Annotated in this window: 21 protein-coding genes and 1 tRNA gene; 1 reads left to right on the plus strand and 21 read right to left on the minus strand. The window is 61.0% G+C overall.

Annotated elements, in window-relative coordinates; translation table 11 throughout:
* Positions 1-470 precede the first annotated feature (470 nt).
* The 7 genes from QCE73_RS12900 to QCE73_RS12930 all read right to left on the minus strand — a co-directional run bounded on the left by QCE73_RS12900 (position 471) and on the right by QCE73_RS12930 (position 5,578).
* A tRNA-Thr gene (locus QCE73_RS12900) sits at positions 471-546 on the minus strand.
* A gap of 18 nt (positions 547-564) precedes the next feature.
* A complete protein-coding gene (locus tag QCE73_RS12905; protein WP_309881526.1) occupies positions 565-1,065 on the minus strand; it encodes a ClpXP protease specificity-enhancing factor in 501 nt (166 codons plus the stop codon).
* 63 nt (positions 1,066-1,128) lie between these two features.
* Positions 1,129-1,740 (minus strand): glutathione S-transferase N-terminal domain-containing protein, encoded by a 612-nt coding sequence (locus QCE73_RS12910; protein ID WP_014192402.1) that lies wholly within the window; start codon positions 1,738-1,740, stop codon positions 1,129-1,131.
* Between the two features lie 93 nt (positions 1,741-1,833).
* On the minus strand, positions 1,834-2,589 hold the full coding sequence (locus QCE73_RS12915; RefSeq protein ID WP_250484207.1) for a cytochrome c1: 756 nt from the start codon (positions 2,587-2,589) through the stop codon (positions 1,834-1,836).
* Between the two features lie 23 nt (positions 2,590-2,612).
* Positions 2,613-3,995, minus strand: a complete 1,383-nt coding sequence (locus QCE73_RS12920; protein ID WP_309881527.1) for a cytochrome bc complex cytochrome b subunit — start codon at positions 3,993-3,995, stop codon at positions 2,613-2,615.
* Positions 3,996-4,616: a ubiquinol-cytochrome c reductase iron-sulfur subunit gene (gene petA / locus QCE73_RS12925; RefSeq protein ID WP_309881528.1), complete on the minus strand. Its 621-nt coding sequence runs from the start codon at positions 4,614-4,616 to the stop codon at positions 3,996-3,998.
* Positions 4,617-4,831: 215 nt separating this feature from the next.
* Complete coding sequence (locus tag QCE73_RS12930; RefSeq protein ID WP_187609285.1) at positions 4,832-5,578, minus strand: Nif3-like dinuclear metal center hexameric protein; 747 nt, start codon at positions 5,576-5,578, stop codon at positions 4,832-4,834.
* A gap of 20 nt (positions 5,579-5,598) precedes the next feature.
* Here QCE73_RS12930 and QCE73_RS12935 point away from each other — a divergent pair, with 20 nt between their 5' ends.
* Complete coding sequence (locus QCE73_RS12935; protein WP_035506606.1) at positions 5,599-6,825, plus strand: S1C family serine protease; 1,227 nt, start codon at positions 5,599-5,601, stop codon at positions 6,823-6,825.
* 98 nt (positions 6,826-6,923) lie between these two features.
* On the opposite strand, the gene tatC is transcribed toward QCE73_RS12935, so the two are convergent.
* From tatC to hisD, 14 genes are all read right to left on the minus strand, one after another.
* Positions 6,924-7,700 carry a twin-arginine translocase subunit TatC gene (gene tatC, locus QCE73_RS12940; RefSeq protein WP_035506608.1) on the minus strand — a complete coding sequence of 259 codons (777 nt, stop codon included), beginning with the start codon at positions 7,698-7,700 and terminating at the stop codon, positions 6,924-6,926.
* Positions 7,701-7,744: 44 nt separating this feature from the next.
* The gene (tatB, locus tag QCE73_RS12945) at positions 7,745-8,275 is read right to left on the minus strand and encodes a Sec-independent protein translocase protein TatB (RefSeq protein WP_309881530.1); all 531 of its coding nucleotides are present in this window, start codon (positions 8,273-8,275) and stop codon (positions 7,745-7,747) included.
* Positions 8,276-8,311: 36 nt separating this feature from the next.
* A complete protein-coding gene (gene tatA, locus QCE73_RS12950; RefSeq protein ID WP_309881531.1) occupies positions 8,312-8,548 on the minus strand; it encodes a Sec-independent protein translocase subunit TatA in 237 nt (78 codons plus the stop codon).
* 157 nt (positions 8,549-8,705) lie between these two features.
* On the minus strand, positions 8,706-9,068 hold the full coding sequence (locus QCE73_RS12955) for a histidine triad nucleotide-binding protein (protein ID WP_035506769.1): 363 nt from the start codon (positions 9,066-9,068) through the stop codon (positions 8,706-8,708).
* A 46-nt stretch (positions 9,069-9,114) separates the two neighbouring features.
* A complete protein-coding gene (locus tag QCE73_RS12960; protein WP_309881533.1) occupies positions 9,115-9,507 on the minus strand; it encodes a hypothetical protein in 393 nt (130 codons plus the stop codon).
* A 34-nt stretch (positions 9,508-9,541) separates the two neighbouring features.
* Positions 9,542-9,910: a phosphoribosyl-ATP diphosphatase gene (locus tag QCE73_RS12965; protein WP_106857392.1), complete on the minus strand. Its 369-nt coding sequence runs from the start codon at positions 9,908-9,910 to the stop codon at positions 9,542-9,544.
* Entirely contained in the window at positions 9,907-10,299 is a 393-nt protein-coding gene (gene hisI, locus QCE73_RS12970) for a phosphoribosyl-AMP cyclohydrolase (protein WP_309882003.1), read from the minus strand. The genes QCE73_RS12965 and hisI overlap by 4 nt, the downstream gene beginning before the upstream one ends.
* A 15-nt stretch (positions 10,300-10,314) precedes the next feature.
* The gene (gene hisF, locus QCE73_RS12975; protein WP_035506626.1) at positions 10,315-11,088 is read right to left on the minus strand and encodes an imidazole glycerol phosphate synthase subunit HisF; all 774 of its coding nucleotides are present in this window, start codon (positions 11,086-11,088) and stop codon (positions 10,315-10,317) included.
* A gap of 78 nt (positions 11,089-11,166) precedes the next feature.
* Entirely contained in the window at positions 11,167-11,919 is a 753-nt protein-coding gene (gene hisA, locus QCE73_RS12980; protein ID WP_035506628.1) for a 1-(5-phosphoribosyl)-5-[(5-phosphoribosylamino)methylideneamino]imidazole-4-carboxamide isomerase, read from the minus strand.
* Between the two features lie 152 nt (positions 11,920-12,071).
* Positions 12,072-12,713 carry an imidazole glycerol phosphate synthase subunit HisH gene (gene hisH / locus QCE73_RS12985; protein WP_309881534.1) on the minus strand — a complete coding sequence of 214 codons (642 nt, stop codon included), beginning with the start codon at positions 12,711-12,713 and terminating at the stop codon, positions 12,072-12,074.
* Positions 12,710-13,330, minus strand: a complete 621-nt coding sequence (locus QCE73_RS12990) for a MarC family protein (RefSeq protein WP_035506633.1) — start codon at positions 13,328-13,330, stop codon at positions 12,710-12,712. The genes hisH and QCE73_RS12990 overlap by 4 nt, the downstream gene beginning before the upstream one ends.
* A gap of 38 nt (positions 13,331-13,368) precedes the next feature.
* Positions 13,369-13,956 (minus strand): imidazoleglycerol-phosphate dehydratase HisB, encoded by a 588-nt coding sequence (gene hisB, locus QCE73_RS12995; RefSeq protein WP_035506636.1) that lies wholly within the window; start codon positions 13,954-13,956, stop codon positions 13,369-13,371.
* A gap of 32 nt (positions 13,957-13,988) precedes the next feature.
* A complete protein-coding gene (gene hisC / locus QCE73_RS13000) occupies positions 13,989-15,062 on the minus strand; it encodes a histidinol-phosphate transaminase (protein ID WP_309881537.1) in 1,074 nt (357 codons plus the stop codon).
* 73 nt (positions 15,063-15,135) lie between these two features.
* A complete protein-coding gene (gene hisD / locus QCE73_RS13005) occupies positions 15,136-16,458 on the minus strand; it encodes a histidinol dehydrogenase (RefSeq protein ID WP_309881538.1) in 1,323 nt (440 codons plus the stop codon).
* Positions 16,459-16,474: the final 16 nt, after the last annotated feature.

Here is a 16,474-nt window from a genome sequence, read left to right on the forward strand (position 1 = left end):
GCCGTTCGACTTGCATGTGTAAGGCATGCCGCCAGCGTTCAATCTGAGCCAGGATCAAACTCTTCAGTTCAAACCTGTTACTGTTTTTCGGTTCCGTTAAGAACCGGTCGCTCACTCAACGTTCTGACGATGATTATCCTGTCCTAAAACAGAAAAACCTTCCTCTGATACTTCGTGTGAGACTCTTGATACTTTTGCTTGTTGTCTCAGCCCAAAAGACTGAAACCGCACTCGCATCAAGCGCCCACACTTATCGGCTGTTAGTTTTTAAAGAGCACATCGCAAGAGCACTACCACCTCAACTTCCGTCTTGCGTCGCTGCATCAGCAGCAGAGAAACGAGATTATGAACAACATTTCGGTTCGTGTCAACAAGATTCGAAGCGTTTTCTCATTGACTCAACCTACTGATCCTGCCGACTCAAAGCAAACGGGTCGTGCGGACATCGCACGACCCGTCGGCGTAAGTCTTGGTGCCGGCTGCAGGACTCGAACCCGCCACCTGATGATTACAAATCAACTGCTCTACCAGATGAGCTAAGCCGGCGAAGAGCGAGATTCTACTTCATTTAACGACTTTGAGGTGAGACCTCGCGGGTGATTTCGAAGCGTCGTCGTCATCTGTGGCGGCGTGCGACTCATCTTTCGGAGCGGACTCCGCACGCTCACCAGCGGGCTCCTCGATCTGCCGTGTCTCACGTTCAGGCGATCGCGCCCCGACAGATGCACTCGCCAGTTCCGAACCGGAATGCGTCTGTTCGACCGGGAACGCCATCCCCTGTCCGTTTTCGCGCGCGTATATAGCGAGCACGTTCGCGACCTGCACCTCGATCTTGTGCGACTTGCCGGAGAACCGCGCGCTGAACTCGATCCACTCGTTGCCCATCTGCAGCTGGCTCGTCGCCTCGAAACTGATGTTCAACACGATCTCGTCGTTGCGCACGAACTGACGCGGCACGCGCGTAGCGGCATCGACCCGCACGGCGATATGGGGCGTGAAACCGTTGTCCGTGCACCACTCGTACAGCGCGCGCAACAAATACGGCTTGGTGGAAATCTCTTGCATCAACTTTCCTCTGCCGGAATGCGGCCGCGCGAAACCGCGCCGCCGCGTCCCAACGCACTCAAACTATCGACGCATCACCTTTTCGGAAGGCGTCAGCGCTTCAATATAAGCCGGGCGGCTGAAAATCCGCTCGGCGTACTTCATCAACGGTGCAGCGTTCTTCGAGAGTTCGATGCCGTAGTGATCCAGACGCCACAGCAGCGGAGCGATCGCGACGTCGAGCATCGAGAACTCTTCGCCCAGCATGTACTTGTTCTTCAGGAAGATCGGGGCGAGTTGCGTGAGGCGATCGCGGATCGCGCCGCGCGCCTTCTCGTGATTCTTCTCGGCGGCCTTGCCCTTCTCGTTCTCGAGCGTGCCGACGTGAACGAACAGTTCCTTCTCGAAGTTCAGCAGGAACAGGCGCGCGCGGGCGCGCTGCACCGGATCCGCCGGCATAAGTTGCGGGTGCGGGAAACGCTCGTCGATATATTCGTTGATGATATTCGACTCGTACAGGATCAGGTCGCGCTCGACGAGGATCGGCACCTGTCCGTACGGGTTCATCACCGCGATGTCTTCCGGCTTGTTGAACAGGTCAACGTCGCGAATCTCGAAGTCCATGCCCTTTTCGAACAACACCAGCCGGCAGCGCTGGGAGAAGGGGCAAGTAGTGCCGGAATACAGAACCATCATGTTTTTAAAGTTCCTTCAGTAAACTCGAAGGGCCGGCCGCGGCGTTTTCTCAAGGAAAACGTCGTCGCGCCGACCCACGCCGTCGAAGGCGCGCTATTTGATATCTTTCCAGTATGCCGCGTTCAGGCGCCACGCGAGGAAACTCAGGAGCGCCAGGAACAGCAGAACCCAGACACCGAGCCGCTTGCGCGTCTGCTGCGCGGGTTCCGCCATCCACGACATGTACGAAACGAGATCGGCCACAGTTGAATCATAATCCACGGATGACATGGCACCAGGCGTAACCTGAGTGTAACCGACGAATCTTCTTACCTTTTCGCCCGTCTTTTCGTCCGTATCGGTCTCGAATTTCGCATCGCGAATGCCCTGAAGCGTCCAGAGCACGTGCGGCATGCCGACATTCTCATACACGCGGTTGTTCCAGCCGGTCGGCCGCGTCGGATCGCGATAGAAACTCCGCAAGTACGTATAGAGCCAGTCGTTGCCGCGCGCCCGCGCCTCGACCGACAGATCCGGCGGCGACGCGCCGAACCACGCTTTCGCGTCTTCCGGGCGCATCGCGATGGACATCGTGTTGCCGACCTTGTCCGTCGAGAAGAGCAGGTTCTCCTGAATCTGCTTCTGACTGATGCCGAGATCGGTCAGCCGGTTGTACCGCATCAGATTCGCGCTGTGGCAGTTCAGGCAGTAGTTTACAAAAACTTGGGCGCCATGCTGCAAAGACGCCAGATTGTCCGAACTGTCAGGTGCGCGATCGAGCACCGCTTCTTCCTGCGCAAACGCCGGCGCCGCACCGAACGCGAGCAGCGCCGCGCCGATCATCGCTATTGTAGAGAGCCATTTTTTCATCGTATTTGTCTCCGGACGTGCGCTCAGTGAGGTTTGTAGTGCACTCGCTCAGGCGGCGTCTTGAATCTGCCGCGCGGCGTCCAGAAAGGCATGCCGAGGAAGAACGCGAAATAGATCAGTGCGCAGACCTGCGCGATCAGCGTCGCGGCCGGCGATGGCGGTCGTGTGCCGAGGAAACCGAGCATCAGGAACGCGAAGATGAAGATCGCGTAAAAGACCTTATGGAAAAGCGGCCGATAGCGGATCGATTTCACCGGACTGCGGTCGAGCCACGGCAAGAAGAACAGTGACACGACTGCCGTGCCCATCACGACCACGCCCCAGAACTTCGATTCCGTCAGCGCCATGAAAATCAGCACGAGGGCCGCGAGCACGGGAAGGCCGAGCCGCCACTTGCCGCGCCCCTTCACCAGCGCGAGCACGCCGAGCAGCGCTATCACGATCATCAGCACGATCTTGAACGGATCGGTCGTCGCGCGAAGCATCGCGTAGAACGCGGTGAAGTACCACACCGGAGCGATCTCCGGCGGCGTCTGCAGCGGGTTGGCCGGCACGAAGTTATTGGCTTCGAGGAAGTAGCCGCCCATTTCCGGCGCGAAGAAGATGATCGCGGCGAAGATCAGCAGGAACACGCACACGCCCATGAAGTCGTGCACCGAGTAGTACGGGTGGAACGGAATGCCGTCGAGCGGAATGCCGTCCGGGCCCTTCTTCGCCTTGATCTCGATGCCGTCCGGATTGTTCGAGCCCACTTCATGCAGCGCGACCAGATGCGCGACCACGAGCCCGATCAGCACCAGCGGAATCGCGATCACGTGGAACGCGAAGAAGCGGTTCAGCGTGACATCCGACACGACGTAATCGCCGCGAATCCACAGCGACAGATCCGGGCCGATGAACGGAATCGCCGAGAACAGATTCACGATCACCTGCGCGCCCCAGAACGACATCTGCCCCCACGGAAGCAGGTAACCGAAGAACGCTTCGGCCATGAGGCAGAGAAAGATTGCGCACCCGAAGATCCAGACGAGTTCGCGCGGCTTGCGATACGACCCGTACATCAGCCCGCGGAACATATGCAGATACACGACGACGAAGAACATCGACGCGCCTGTCGAATGCATGTAGCGGATGAGCCAGCCCCACGGCACCTCGCGCATGATGTACTCGACCGATGCGAACGCGAGCGTCGCGTCGGGCTTGTAGTTCATCGTCAGGAAAATGCCGGTGACGATCTGATTCACCAGCACCAGCAGCGCGAGCGAGCCGAAGAAGTACCAGAAGTTGAAATTCTTCGGCGCGTAGTACTCGGATACGTGCTTCTTCCAGGTCGAGGTCATCGGAAACCGGCGGTCGATCCAGCCGGTCAAGCCCGTTGCCTCCACTTCCTTGTCTGCGGTCGCCATTTACGCCTCTCCCTTTTCGTCCTTGCCGATCACGAGTTGCGTCGCGGAAGTGAACATGAACGGCGGAATGTCCAGGTTCTGCGGCGCGGGCTTGTTCTTGAAGACGCGGCCGGCCATGTCATAGGTCGAACCGTGGCACGGGCAAAGGAAGCCGCCCGGCCAGTTATCGGGGAGATTGGGTTGCGCACCCTCCTGGAAGCGCGGCGTAGGCGTGCAGCCCAAGTGGGTGCACACGGCGACCGCTACGAAAATGTTCTTGTGTTCGGCGCGCGAGCGGAACTCGTTGTTGCAGTACTCCGGCAACGGCATCGAAAATTCCATCTTCGACTTCGGGTCGGCCACTTCGTTGTCGGCCTTCTTGACGTCGGCCAGCATTTCGTCGGTGCGGTTGACGATCCACACCGGCTTGCCGCGCCAGGCGACGGTCATCATTTCGCCTGGCTTGAGTCCGCTGATATCGACCTCGACAGGCGCGCCCGCCGCCTTGGCCTTCTCCGATGGAGCGAACGAACCTACAAAAGGAACTACGGTTGCCACAGCTCCGAAACCACCTGCTGCGGTCGTCGCAATCAGCCAGGAACGGCGGCCGCCGTCGACGCGTTTTTCATCCTTGTCTCGCATCACACGCCCCACTTCTGAGTTGGATTTATACCGTCACATCAGTTGTTCGCCGTTAGTGTGCGCGAATGGAGTTAGCATTTACAAGGGCTGACTAGCAAAAATCACTCGAAGTGATTGATGCTTCAGGGTTTTCCCCACGTTTTTCGCGCAAACTGGTGAAGCTTCATTCAGGCAGCTGCAAGAACCAATAATCGACACGCCGGCTTAACAACGTATTAAACCGGATTATCGATGTCGATAAAAAGATGTTCGATATCGAACTGCTCGGACAGATGCGCGCCGACGGCCTGCACGCCGTAGCGCTCCGTCGCGTGATGGCCGGCCGCGATGTACGCCACGCCCGATTCCGCCGCGATGTGCATCGTCTGTTCCGAGACTTCGCCGCTCAGATATACGTCCGCGCGCGCCGCGATCGCGTCTTCGAAATAGCCCTGCGCGCCGCCCGTGCACCACGCCACGCGACGCAACTCCTTGTCCGTATCGCCGAACACGAGGGGCTTCCTGCCGAGCGCGTTCTCGACCATCGCGCTGAAATGCTCGAGCGAAAGCGGCATGGCGAGCGTCGCGACCCAGCCGAGATCCTGATCGGCGAAACGGCTGTCGGCGATCAGCCCGAGTCGCGCGCCGATCTGCGCATTGTTGCCCAGCTCCGGGTGCGAATCGAGCGGAAGATGGTAAGCGAAGAGATTGATGTCGTTGGCGATCAGCGTGCGCAGCCGCCGGTGCTTGCGCCCTGTGATCTGCGGCGCCTCGTTGCGCCAGAAGTAGCCATGATGCACGAGCACGGTGTCCGCGCCCCACTCCAGCGCGGCCTCGAGGAACGCCTGCGAGGCCGTTACGCCGGTCGCGATCTTCTGCACGCGGCGCGCGCCTTCAACCTGCAGACCGTTAGGGCAATAGTCCTTGAAGCGGCCGATTTCCAGCAGATTGTTCAGATACAATTCGAGTTCGATCCGATCCATGAAATCCTCTATCCCTTCAAATGCTTAGACGCTTCTGGCTATTTTTTGCCCAAGCGGTCACCGTGCTTTTGGCCCTGATGTTCATCATCGCGACCTTGAAACCGCAGTGGCTTCAACGTCAGGGTCAATTCGGCAAGCAGCTTGCCGAGCCGATCGTCGCGTTGCAGGAGGTGGCGCCGAGCATCGGCTCGCGCCCGGTTCAGTCGTCCTACTCGGAAGGCGCGCAAAAGGCGATGCCGGCCGTCGTGAACGTCTTCTCCAGCAAGGACGGCAATCTGCCGCCCGACCCGCGTGCGAAAGACCCGCTGTTCCGCTATTTCTTCGGTGACAAGAACAAACGCAAGAGCGACGAGCCGCCTGCATCGAATCTCGGCTCCGGCGTCATCGTCAGCTCGGAAGGTTACATTCTAACGAACCAGCATGTCGTCGACGGGGCGGATCAAATCGAAGTCGCGCTCGCCGATGGTCGCACGTCCAGCGCGAAAGTGATCGGCGTCGATCCGGAAACCGACCTCGCCGTGCTGAAGATCAACATGACCAATCTGCCGAGCATCACGCTCGGCCGCATGGATCAGACGCGCGTCGGCGATGTCGTGCTCGCGATCGGCAATCCGTTCGGCGTAGGCCAGACGGTCACGATGGGCATCGTGAGCGCGCTCGGGCGCAATCACCTCGGCATCAACACGTTCGAGAACTTCATCCAGACGGACGCGGCGATCAATCCCGGCAATTCGGGCGGTGCGCTGGTGGACGTGAACGGCAATCTGCTCGGCATCAACACGGCGATCTATTCGCGTAGCGGCGGCTCGCTCGGCATCGGCTTCGCGATTCCCGTGTCGACCGCGCGCAGCGTGCTCGAAAGCATCATCACGACGGGCACGGTCACGCGCGGCTGGATCGGCGTGGAGCCTCAGGACGTCACGCCGGAGATCGCCGAATCGTTCGGGCTGGATCAGAAGTCCGGCGCAATCGTCGCGGGCGTGCTGCAAGGCGGCCCGGCGGACAAGGCGGGCATCAAGCCGGGCGACATCCTCGTCTCAATCAACGACGACACGATCACCGACACCACGCGCCTGCTCAACGTCGTCGCGCAGATCAAGCCGGGCACATCAGTGAAGGTTCACCTGATGCGCAAGAACAAGGAACTGGACGTCAACGTGATGATCGGCAAGCGTCCCGCGCAACCACGCGCGCCGCAGATGCCGGACGAAGATCAAGGCGATCAGGGTGACCAGGGCGACGAATAAAACGACGCATCCGTGAAAGCAAAAAGGCAGCTTCGATCGCTCGAAGCTGCCTTTTTTGTTCGCACGACGCCGACTCCCGCCGCGACAATACGCCGCACTTACTCCGCCGCGGGCTCCTCGTTCTTGACCTGTTCCTTGCCGACTACCAGCCGCGCCGCGATGATGCCCGCCTCATAAAGAATGATGAGCGGAATCGCGAGAATGAGCTGCGAGAAAACGTCAGGCGGCGTGACGACCGCTGAAATAACGAACGCGCCGACGATCACATACGGGCGGATCTGCTTGAGCTTCTGGATCGATACGACGCCCATGCGCGCGAGCAGCACGACGACGATCGGAACTTCGAAAGTCACCCCGAACGCGATGAACATCGTCAGCACGAAGCTCAGGTAATTGTCGATATCCGTCGTCATTTCCGCGCCCAGTGGCGCGTTGTAGTGCGCCATCACACGGAAAATAGTCGGGAACACGACGAAGTACGCGAACGCCATGCCGCACAGAAAGAGCGCGTAGCTGCTGAATACGAGCGGCCCGATGAGCTTCTTCTCATGCTGATACAAACCCGGCGCGACAAAAGCCCAGACCTGATACAGCACGATCGGCAACGCGATCACGAAGGCGACGAGCATCGTCACCTTCATCGGCACGAAGAACGAACCGGTGACATCGGTGACGATCATCTTGCCGTCGGCTGGCAGGTTCTGCATCAGCGGACGGGCGAGCAGCTTGAAGATGTCCGGCGCCCAGTACACCAGTGCGATGAATACGACGATGACTGAAGCGCCCGCGCGAATGATGCGATCGCGCAATTCGACCAGATGCGAAATGAACGTCTCTTCGACGGGCTCTTCTTTAATGTGTTGCGGGTCGCTCACGCCGGCCCTCGGTAGAAATCATCGATGAAGGAATCGCGGCTCGCTCAGAAGAACTTCGTCTGCCGGCGCAGGGTGGCGGGCGTATGACGAGCGACGCGCGCCGCGCCCGATTGGACCCGCGTGCGACGCGAAGTCGTGCGCTTGTACCAGTTGGGAATCGCGGCCTGTTTCACGCGCCAGTTCTTGCGCCTGGTTGACGTCGATGAAGACGTGTTTGCCCAGGGCTTGTCCGACGCGGCGCTGTCCGCCGATTCGCCCGCGCTGCCCGCAATGCTCGGTGTGACCGACGTGCCCTCTTTCCATGCATCGTTCAAGTCGGATTCATGACGACGCAGCGTGTCATGAATCGTCGATTCGACATTCGACGCCGCGGTTTCGAACTCGGTGCGCATTTTCTTCAGCTCATCGAGTTCCATCTCGCGCGAGACTTCCGATTTGACGTCGTTGATATAGCGCTGCGCGCGCCCGAACAGCGCCCCCGCCGTGCGAGCGACGCCGGGCAGGCGCTCCGGCCCGAGGACCACCAGCGCCACGACGCCGATGACCGCCATTTTGGTCAGACCGAGATCGAGCATTGAACGAAAAGTGGAGGGTTACCGTCGGCGGACGGATTAGCGATAGTCGCCCGAACGGGACTTGTCCTTCGCCTCGACGTCCACGGCGCCGTTACGCGGCAGCTCGCGCTGATCGGGCGAGTTTGCCGGCGTCTCGCCTTCGCGCATGCCTTCCTTGAAACCCTTCACCGCGCCGCCCAGATCGCCGCCGATATTGCGCAGTTTCTTCGTGCCGAACACGAGCGCCACGATCAGCAGAACGATCAACCAATGCCAAATGCTTAACGAACCCATGAATGAAAACTCTCCGTGATTCCGCCCCGAATTGGGTACCGAGGACGGAAGACTGGCCTTGCGGCCTCAGCTGAGGCTGTCCCGCCTCAACTTCAACTATCGATTTTGCTCGCCCAATATTTCATTGGAAAGGAGAAAGCGAACTTAGATTGCCGCATTACCCCATTCGGCGCCACGGGCGCTCGCCGGCCAACAAATGCGCGTGGATGTGATACACCTCCTGCCCGCCGCCCGGCCCAGTATTAATTACCGTGCGAAAACCGGTGTCGCCTCCCGTGTAAGAGACACCCAGATCTTTCGCCAAACGTCCGACGAGACTCACCATTCTACCAAGCAGCGGACTGTCACTTTCTGTGCAGTGGGAAAGTGTTTCAATATGCTTGCGCGGGATCACCAGGACATGCACCGGCGCTGCCGGATTGATGTCGTTGAAGGCGACGAACTCTTCATCCTCATAGACCTTCGTGCTCGGCAGTTGACCCGTGGCGATCTTGCAAAAAATGCAGTTGTCTTGACTCATGTATGTCCCGTGTCTCCCTGTGCTGGCCTGTCCGATCAAAGCAGAGTCAGAACCACGCACGCGGTTGAATCGTCTTGTTCTCGTAGAGATACAACCAGCCTTTGATGATGCGATAAAGCGTCCAGATGCTGACCGCGGCGAGAATTAGGAAGCCGATGCCGATCCAGATCGTCGCGAAACCGATCACGTGCCCCAGCACTGCCCACCAGAACGTGCGGATCTGCCAGGTGAAGTGATCCTCATACGGCGTTCCGGCGGCATCGCCACGCTTGATGTAGTTGAGGATGATGGCGACGAGGCCGGTAAGTCCGCCGGTCAGCCAATAGAAGGCATACAACGCATACAGAACATGCGTGAACGTGCGAATGCTGCGCAGACGTTCAGGGTCATCAGAGTTCTGAACGACAGGCGGCGGATAGGGTTCGTACTGCCGGTTCATGCTTGCCCTCCTTCGCTCGAAAGCGAGATGCTCGTCAGCTGCCGCTTTGTTCGCGCTCGCGCGACTTGCGCAGCGCTTTCTCTTCGATCCCCGACAACCCTTCGCGACGCTCCAGTTCAGCGACCACGTCGGCGGGGCTCAGATCGAAATGCGACAGCATCACGAGACAATGAAACCACAAATCGGCGACTTCCCCGACGAGCGCTTTCGGCGCGCCGCCATGACGCGCGTCCTTGGCGGCGAGCACGACTTCAGTCGCTTCCTCGCCGATCTTTTTCAGGACCGCATCGTCACCCTTGTGAAAGAGTCGGGAAACGTAGGATTGTTCCGGATCGCCGCCCTTGCGACTGTCGATGACGGCGGCGAGGCGCAGCAGCGTGTCCAGCGTATTGGCTTGCGTCATTTGTAGATGCTTTCTGGGTCTTTCAGGACCGGCTCGACGGCGACCCAGTCGCCGCTTTCCGCCGTGCCTTCGAATTTCTGGAAAAAACAGGAATGGCGGCCGGTGTGGCACGCGATGCCCGACACCTGCTCGACCTTGAGGAGCACGACGTCTTCGTCGCAATCGAGGCGCACGTCGTGGACGTGTTGCACGTGACCGGATTCCTCGCCCTTGAACCACAGGCGCTGACGCGAGCGCGAGAAGTACACCGCCCGCTTCAGTTCGATGGTTTTCGCGAGCGCCTCGCGATTCATCCACGCGAACATCAGCACGTCGTTGGTCGAAGCTTCCTGGGCGATCACCGGCACGAGGCCGTTCGCGTCCCACTTCACCTTGTCGAGCCAGGTCATTTGATCGCTCACCGCTTACGTCCTCACCGAAATGCCGTGATCGGCCATGAAGCGCTTCGCCTCGCCGACCGTGTGCTCGCCGTAGTGAAAGATGCTCGCGGCAAGCACCGCGTCCGCGTGGCCTTCGACGATGCCGTCCGCGAGATGCTGCAACGTTCCGACGCCGCCCGACGCGATCACCGGCACCGGCACCGCGTCCGATACGGCGCGCGTCAACGCGAGATCGAAGCCGGCCTTGGTGCCGTCGCGATCCATGCTGGTCAGAAGAATTTCGCCCGCGCCGTACTCGGCCATCTTGCGCGCCCACTCGATCGCGTCGATGCCCGTCGCCTTGCGGCCGCCATGCGTGAACACTTCCCAGCGCGGCGTCTCGCCTTCGGCCGACACGCGCTTGGCGTCGATCGCGACGACGATGCACTGCGAACCGTGCTTGTCCGACGCGTCGCGCACGAGTTGCGGATTCGCGACCGCCGACGAATTCATGCTGATCTTGTCCGCGCCCGCGTTGAGCAGACGCCGCACGTCCTCGACCGCGCGCACGCCGCCGCCGACCGTCAGCGGAATGAACACCTGCGACGCCACCGACTCGATGATCGGCAGAATCAGATCGCGTTGATCGGAGGTTGCGGTGATGTCGAGAAACGTGAGTTCGTCGGCGCCCTGATCGTCGTAACGACGCGCGATTTCGACGGGATCGCCCGCGTCGCGCAGTTCGACGAAATTGACGCCCTTGACGACGCGACCGGCGGTCACGTCCAGACAGGGAATGATGCGTTTTGCGAGAGCCATGTTCTTGCCACTTACGAAGTAAGGGCGGCGTCGCGGCCGCCCGGTGTGCTGCTCAGATGTGCTCGCGCTCTGGCGTCGTCAGGCGCCGTCGGCTTCGCGCAGCGCGTCGGCGCGCGTTTGGGCCGCCTTGAAATCGAGATCGCCGGAATAGATCGCGCGACCGCAGATCACGCCTTCGATGCCCTCGCTCTCGACCTCGCAGAGCGATTCGATATCCGCGATGCTCGACAGCCCGCCGCTCGCGATCACCGGAATCTTCACCGCCTGCGCGAGGCGCACGGTCGCGTCGATGTTGATGCCCTGAAGCATCCCGTCCCGGCCGATATCCGTGTAAATGATGGATTCGCAGCCGTAGTCCTCGAACTTGCGGCCGAGATCGACGACCTCGTGGCCCGTGAGCTTGCTCCAGCCGTCCGTGGCGACCTTGCCGTCCTTCGCGTCCAGCCCGACGATGATGTGCCCCCCGAACGCGCTGCACGCGTCCTGAAGAAAGCCCGGATTCTTCACCGCCGCCGTGCCGATGATGATGTACGACAGGCCGTCGTCCAGATAACGCTCGATGGTTTCCAGGTGGCGAATGCCGCCGCCGAGTTGCACGGGGATCTCGCTGCCGACCTCGTCGAGGATCGCGCGGATCGCGTCGCCGTTTCTCGGCTTGCCGGCGAACGCGCCGTTCAGATCGACCAGATGCAGCCGACGGGCGCCGCGATCGACCCAATGTCGGGCCATCGCTGCAGGATCTTCTGAAAAAATGGTCGCCTGGTCCATATCGCCTTGTTTGAGGCGCACGCACTGACCGTCCTTAAGATCGATGGCCGGAATGAGCAGCATAGGTATCGCGTATTTTCTGGGTAGAGTTGATCAAAACGGCGCACGTGCGGTCTTTCGTGCCTGCGCCGCGAGCCGTCTCGCTAGTGTAGTACAAGTCTTGCAACGGTCATGGGCCCGTAGTAATAGGCGAAAACGCTAGCGCGCGAGCCTTTTCACGGGTTCCAGTGCACGAAATTCCGGTACAGGCGCAAACCGGCATCCGCGCTCTTTTCCGGATGGAATTGGGTCGCGAAGATATTGTCGCGCGCAACCGCCGACGTAAATGCGCTGCCGTACATGGTTTCGCCGGACGTGTGAGCCGGAGTGTCCGGCACCACGTAGTAGCTGTGCACGAAGTAGAAGAACGCGCCGTCCGCGACGCCGTCCCAGATCGGGTGCGCCTGCGTCTGACGAACGCGGTTCCAGCCCATCTGCGGCACCTTGAAACGCGAACCGTCGTCCTGCAACAGGCCGTCGAGCTGGAAACGCACGACCTTGCCGGGCAAAAGGCCCAGGCCCTTCGTATCGCCTTCCTCGCTCCAGTCGAAGAGCATTTGCTCGCCGACGCACACGCCGAGCATCGGCTTTTCGCGCGCCGCCTGCATCACGGCTTCCTGCAGGCCGGATTCGGCCAGATGCGCCATGCAGTCGCGCATCGCGCCCTGTCCCGGCAGCACGACGCGATCCGCCGCATGGATGCCTTGCGGCTGATCGACGATCGCCACGTTCGCTTCGGGTGCAGCCTTTTTCAGCGCCTGGTAGACCGAGCGCAGGTTGCCCATTCCGTAATCAACAATCGCAATCGAAGTATTCATTTCAAAGATGGCATCAAGGCCTTCAACCCGTTGACGATGAATTCCACCGCCAATGCGGACAACATCAAACCCATGAGACGCGTGCCAATGTTGATTCCCGTGCGGCCGACCCAGCGCGCGATCGGCTCGGCGAGATTCAGTGCGCCGAAACACAGCCCCGCGATGATCGCGCCCAGCACGACGAGTCCGAAGCGGTCGTACCAGTGCTGCGCATTGGCAGCATAGACGATCACCGTGCTGATCGAACCCGGGCCGGTGAGCAGCGGTATCGCGAGCGGCACCACCGCGACGTTGTTGCGCTCCTCGGCTTCCATGCGTTCTTCGGCCGTCGAGCGCGCGTTGCCGACCTGCGCGTTCAACATGCTGATTGCCATGAGCAGCATGATGATGCCGCCGCCCACTTCGAACGACCCGACCGAAATGCCGAAGAACGCGATGATCTGCTGCCCGAGCAGCGCCGTCACCGCGATCACGCAAAACACGGAAATCGACGCGACGCGAATCGTGTTGCGCTTTTCGATGTCGGATTGCTGCGCGGTCAGGCTCAGGAAAAACGGTATCGCGCCGACCGGATTGATCAGCGCGAGCAACGATATGAACGACTTGAACAGATCCATCTTGTTGTCGACGCGCGCGCCGAATCAGCGTGAGTCGATCAGAGACTGCCCTTGGTCGACGGAATCTGCCCCGCCGCGCGTTCGTCCATTTCGACGGCCATGCGCAGCGCGCGGCCGAACGCCTTGAACACGGTCTCGACCTGATGATGCGCATTGATGCCGCGCAGGTTGTCGATATGCAGCGTGACGCCCGCGTGATTCACGAAGCCGCGGAAGAATTCGATAGTGAGGTCGACGTCGAACGTGCCGATGCGTGCGCGCGTGAACGGCACGTGGAATTCGAGACCCGGACGGCCGGAAAAATCGATCACGACGCGCGACAGCGCCTCGTCGAGCGGCACGTATGAATGACCGTAGCGGCGAATGCCCTTGCGATCGCCGATGGCTTTCGCAACCGCCTGCCCCAACGTGATGCCGGTGTCTTCGACGGTATGGTGATCGTCGATATGGAGGTCGCCATGCGCTTCGATGTCGAGATCGATGAGCCCGTGACGGGCGATCTGGTCGAGCATGTGATCGAGGAACGGGACGCCGGTGGCGAGCTTTTGCTTGCCGGTGCCGTCCAGATCGAGCTTCACACGGATCTGCGTTTCGCTGGTGTTGCGAACGACTTCCGCAATGCGCATGGTGATTCCTTGAGACTTTCGAAAGTGGGATTTCAGTTCGGCGCGAGCTTTTTCAGCGCCGCGACCATGTGTGCGTTTTCTTCGGCCGTTCCGACCGTCAAACGCACGCAATTGGCCAGCAATGGATGCATTTTACCCACGTTTTTTATCAAAACCCGCGAAGTCAGAAGGGTTTCGAAAGCGACGGCGGCGTCCGGCACGCGCACGAGCAGGAAATTGCCCGCGCTCGGAAAGACCGTCATGCCGGGCAGCGCGGCAACTTCCCGCACGAGCGCGGCGCGTTGCGCGCGCAGATCGGCGGCCTGGGCGTCGAGCACGTCGAGGTGATCGAGCAGAAAATCGGCGGTCGCCTGCGTCAGCACGTTGATGTTGTACGGCGGGCGCACCTTGTCGAACTGCGTGAGCCACGAAGGACGGCCCGCCATGTAACCGAGGCGGATGCCCGCGAGCCCGAGCTTCGAGACGGTCCGCATCACGACGACGTTATCGAACTCCGCCGCGCGCGGCATCCAGCTCTTCCCGGCGAACGGCTGATACGCCTCGTCGATCACGACGAGACTCTTCTTCGACGCGGCGATAACGCGCTCCATGTCGGCGTCGTCGTAGAGCGTGCCGGTCGGGTTGTTCGGATACGCGAGATACACGAGCGCCGGCTCGTGTTCGTCGATGGCGGCGATCAGCGCGTCGGCGTCGAGCGCGAAGTCCGGCTTCAGCGGCACGCCGATGAACTCCAGATGCGCGAACTTCGCCGACATTTCGTACATCACGAAGCCCGGCACAGGCGCAACGACCTTCGCGCCCGGCTTCGAACACGCGACCGACATCATGCTGATCAGTTCGTCCGAGCCGTTGCCGAGCAGCACGTCGCATGCGTCGGGCACCTTCATCGTGCGCTTGATCTTCGCGAGCAAATCCACGGGGCGCGGAGCCGGATAGCGATTGAGCGCGACGCCCGCGAGATGCGCGCCGAGACGTTCGGCGAGATCGGCGGGCAGGCTGTAGGGATTTTCCATCGCGTCGAGCTTGATCAGGCCCGTGGCGTCGGGCACGGGATAGCTCGTCATCGCGAGGATGTCGGGACGAATGATGTCTTGTGTTGTGGTCATGTTTTCCCGGCGTCTCGCTCGCCGGTCAGGCGGCGGCTCTCAGGCCGCCTCGTTCATTCGGGCCGGCTCGATGTCAGCCGACGTTTTTCATCCGGTATTCCGCACTGCGCGCGTGCGCCTGCAGGCCTTCGCCGTACGCCAGTTCCGCCGCGATCTCGCCGAGCGTCTGGGCGCCGTCCGCGCTCACTTCGATCACGCTCGAACGCTTCATGAAATCGTACACGCCGAGCGGCGACGAAAAGCGCGCGGTGCGCGACGTCGGCAACACGTGGTTCGGACCGGCGCAGTAGTCGCCGAGACTTTCGCTCGTGTAGCGGCCGAGGAACATCGCGCCGGCATTGTGAATCTGCGCGGCCCACTGATGCGGATCGAGCGCGGAAATTTCGAGATGCTCCGGCGCGATCTCGTTCGCGATCGCGCACGCTTCGGCCATGTCCTTAACCTTGATGAGCGCGCCGCGATCTTCGAGCGAACGCTGAATGACGTCGCGGCGCGGCATCGACGGAAGCAGTTCGACGATCGCATCCTCGACACGCTGGATGAAGTTGTCGTCCGGGCACAGCAGGATGGATTGCGCGAGCTCGTCGTGCTCGGCTTGCGAGAAGAGGTCCATCGCGACCCAGCGGGGATCGGTGGTGGCGTCGCAGATGACGAGAATCTCGGACGGCCCCGCGATCATGTCGATGCCGACCGTTCCGAACACGCGACGCTTCGCCGACGCGACATACGCGTTGCCCGGACCGCAGATCTTGTCCACCGCGGGCACGCTCTCCGTGCCGTACGCGAGCGCGCCTACCGCCTGCGCGCCACCGATCGTGAACACGCGATCCACGCCGCCGAGCAGCGCCGCCGCGAGCACGAGCGGATTTTTCACCCCGTCGGGCGTCGGCACGACCATGACGATTTCCTTCACGCCCGCGACGCGCGCCGGAATCGCGTTCATCAGCACCGACGACGGATACGCCGCCTTGCCGCCCGGAACATAGATGCCCGCGCGATCGAGCGGCATGACTTTCTGGCCGAGCACGGTGCCGTCGGCTTCGGTGTATTGCCAGCTATGGCTGCCGCACTCGATGCGCTGCTTCTCGTGATAGCCGCGCACGCGCGCTGCCGCCGCTTCCAGCGCCGCGCGGCGCTTCGGCTCGAGACCTTCGAGCGCGGCTTCCATTTCGGACAGCGGCAATTCGAGCGCCGCGACGCTATCCGCCTTGAGACGATCGAACTTGTTGGTGTATTCGAGCACGGCGTCATCGCCGCGCGCCTTCACATCCGCGAGAATCTGCGCGACCGAGCGCTCGATTGCCTCATCCTCGCTCGCTTCGAATGCGAGAACCGCACGCAACGCCTTGTGAAAACCATCGGTGCGTGAATCGAGTTTGCGAATCTTGATAGACATGCTGGTTTTCCGTTTT

Source organism: Caballeronia sp. LZ029 (assembly GCF_031451275.1).
Lineage (GTDB): Bacteria > Pseudomonadota > Gammaproteobacteria > Burkholderiales > Burkholderiaceae > Caballeronia > Caballeronia jiangsuensis.

Excerpts from the sequence above, each read along its gene's own strand:
- QCE73_RS12905 (WP_309881526.1), bottom strand. The coding sequence starts at position 1,065 with ATGCAAGAGATTTCCACCAAGCCGTATTTGTTGCGCGCGCTGTACGAG.
- QCE73_RS12910 (WP_014192402.1), bottom strand. The coding sequence starts at position 1,740 with ATGATGGTTCTGTATTCCGGCACTACTTGCCCCTTCTCCCAGCGCTGC.
- QCE73_RS12915 (WP_250484207.1), bottom strand. The coding sequence starts at position 2,589 with ATGAAAAAATGGCTCTCTACAATAGCGATGATCGGCGCGGCGCTGCTC.
- QCE73_RS12920 (WP_309881527.1), bottom strand. The coding sequence starts at position 3,995 with ATGGCGACCGCAGACAAGGAAGTGGAGGCAACGGGCTTGACCGGCTGG.
- petA (WP_309881528.1), bottom strand. The coding sequence starts at position 4,616 with ATGCGAGACAAGGATGAAAAACGCGTCGACGGCGGCCGCCGTTCCTGG.
- QCE73_RS12930 (WP_187609285.1), bottom strand. The coding sequence starts at position 5,578 with ATGGATCGGATCGAACTCGAATTGTATCTGAACAATCTGCTGGAAATC.
- QCE73_RS12935 (WP_035506606.1), top strand. The coding sequence starts at position 5,599 with ATGCTTAGACGCTTCTGGCTATTTTTTGCCCAAGCGGTCACCGTGCTT.
- tatB (WP_309881530.1), bottom strand. The coding sequence starts at position 8,275 with ATGCTCGATCTCGGTCTGACCAAAATGGCGGTCATCGGCGTCGTGGCG.
- tatA (WP_309881531.1), bottom strand. The coding sequence starts at position 8,548 with ATGGGTTCGTTAAGCATTTGGCATTGGTTGATCGTTCTGCTGATCGTG.
- QCE73_RS12955 (WP_035506769.1), bottom strand. The coding sequence starts at position 9,068 with ATGAGTCAAGACAACTGCATTTTTTGCAAGATCGCCACGGGTCAACTG.
- QCE73_RS12960 (WP_309881533.1), bottom strand. The coding sequence starts at position 9,507 with ATGAACCGGCAGTACGAACCCTATCCGCCGCCTGTCGTTCAGAACTCT.
- QCE73_RS12965 (WP_106857392.1), bottom strand. The coding sequence starts at position 9,910 with ATGACGCAAGCCAATACGCTGGACACGCTGCTGCGCCTCGCCGCCGTC.
- hisI (WP_309882003.1), bottom strand. The coding sequence starts at position 10,299 with ATGACCTGGCTCGACAAGGTGAAGTGGGACGCGAACGGCCTCGTGCCG.
- hisF (WP_035506626.1), bottom strand. The coding sequence starts at position 11,088 with ATGGCTCTCGCAAAACGCATCATTCCCTGTCTGGACGTGACCGCCGGT.
- hisA (WP_035506628.1), bottom strand. The coding sequence starts at position 11,919 with ATGCTGCTCATTCCGGCCATCGATCTTAAGGACGGTCAGTGCGTGCGC.
- hisH (WP_309881534.1), bottom strand. The coding sequence starts at position 12,713 with ATGAATACTTCGATTGCGATTGTTGATTACGGAATGGGCAACCTGCGC.
- QCE73_RS12990 (WP_035506633.1), bottom strand. The coding sequence starts at position 13,330 with ATGGATCTGTTCAAGTCGTTCATATCGTTGCTCGCGCTGATCAATCCG.
- hisB (WP_035506636.1), bottom strand. The coding sequence starts at position 13,956 with ATGCGCATTGCGGAAGTCGTTCGCAACACCAGCGAAACGCAGATCCGT.
- hisC (WP_309881537.1), bottom strand. The coding sequence starts at position 15,062 with ATGACCACAACACAAGACATCATTCGTCCCGACATCCTCGCGATGACG.
- hisD (WP_309881538.1), bottom strand. The coding sequence starts at position 16,458 with ATGTCTATCAAGATTCGCAAACTCGATTCACGCACCGATGGTTTTCAC.